Origin of the sequence: Segeticoccus rhizosphaerae (assembly GCF_009192725.1) — a bacterium.
Lineage (GTDB): Bacteria > Actinomycetota > Actinomycetes > Actinomycetales > Dermatophilaceae > Segeticoccus > Segeticoccus rhizosphaerae.
In genome coordinates, this window is the sequence record NZ_VOHR01000534.1 from 1 (window position 1) to 1571 (window position 1571).

1 protein-coding gene and 1 pseudogene are annotated in these 1571 nt (G+C 65.3%); both read left to right on the forward strand.

Annotated features, from left to right (window positions below; all coding sequences use genetic code 11):
* Nucleotides 1-422: 422 nt before the first annotated feature.
* Nucleotides 423-590: pseudogene (locus FRW57_RS25135) on the forward strand (transposase domain-containing protein); the annotation flags it as partial.
* 349 nt (nt 591-939) lie between these two features.
* Nucleotides 940-1218, forward strand: a complete 279-nt coding sequence (locus FRW57_RS24640) for a hypothetical protein (RefSeq protein ID WP_238999533.1) — start codon at nt 940-942, stop codon at nt 1216-1218.
* Nucleotides 1219-1571: the final 353 nt, after the last annotated feature.

Here is a 1571-nt window from a genome sequence, read left to right on the forward strand (position 1 = left end):
GGAAAGGCGCGCCGGGTGGTCCCATGACTGGCAATCCAAGTGGTCCCATGAACTTGGCAGAAACGGCTCAGAGCGGTCCCATGCTCATGGCAGGCGACAAGTGAGGCTTCGGCCGATGTCAGCGCGCCCCGGACGGACAAACCGCAGGTCATTCCTGTAGGAGCGGGGCCGTGTCAAGACCCCTGTGACCGTGGTTTTGTCTCGGTTTCGGTAATGACGGGCACGTCGAGATAGGTGTCTGGGTCAAGGCTCGGGTGGAGCCCGGCCGCGTAGCAATGCCACGAAGTTAAGGAAGTTGCTCATGGGTCCAGTGTTAACGGTTTTTCGGCGTGTCGGACCCGCGCGTCGAGTTCAAGGACGGCGGAGCTCCGGTGGGCCAAGGGATTGTCAAAGATCGCTTGGTTCTACCCAGGAGCTCCGCCATGCCCGAGTCTGCCATTGAGCTTTCGACCGTGTCTCGTTCGGTGACCTGCGCGATCGGGGTGTACGCGCCGGGACACTTGGGCGAGTTGACCCAGCATGTGCCGTTCGAGCTGGTCGACGCCGTGCTCGTCTCGACCCGGACGGTGCAGCATCGGCTGCGTGTCCTGCCCTCTGCGCTCCACGACCGGGCCGGGCTCGAGCAGGAGATCTGCGCGCTGCTGACGGTCTACCAGGTGCTGCGCATCGTGATGGTCGAGGCCGTCGAGTCCCGCCCCGGGCTCGACCCGGACCGGGCCAGCTTCACGATCGCGTTGCAGGCGGCCCGTGACCAGCTCACCGCAGCGGCCGGCCTCACCTTCGATGACCAGCAGGACCCACCCGACCTGCTTGGCACCATCGGACGAGACGGCCTCGGAGGCATCCTGCCAGCACGGCGCGCCCGGTACAGCACCCCGCAAGGTCAAGAACGCCACCGCGCGCTAGCTCGGCCTAGACATCGACCGGCCTCAGCGCACGATGACGATCACCACCATCGAGGTGGCCCTACGACTGCCGCCGGTGACCGGCCTACGCAAGAAGCCCACCCCGACCCCACGACCGGGCGGACCGACCCGCCGCGAGCAAGTCACCACGCTCATGGCGACCGATCCGGCACGCGAATGGCACGGCAGCGACCTCGCCAAGCAGCTCGGCATCAAGACCCGGAACATGCTCACACAGCTCGGCGAGTGGACCCGGCTCGGCTTCCTGGCCCGAACAGGCCAAGGCACCTACGCACTACCCGACCCGCCGTAGCGGCAACATCCTTGACTTCCAACACGAGTTGTTAACTTCGTGGCATTGGACCGCGTAGCGGCCGGAGGGCCTTGAGGCGGGCGCCGTGATCGACGAACACTGTGAGCGGCGAAGACGTGCCGGCTTGGGTCTCAGGAGGTCGGGTGTTCCTCCGTGACTGGTGTGGTGGGGTGGGTCGGTGCGTTCATCAGGTCCGGTTTCCCGGTGGGTGGGCAGGCCTATCTCGAGGAGAGTCCACGTGTCGGGCTGCGCTGTGTCGACGGCGCTCGAAGATTGGACAGTTTCGGCGGTGAAAAGTGAACACTCGACCATTGGAGTGTGATCACTTTGGAGGACTGGGCGCTGATCCGGAG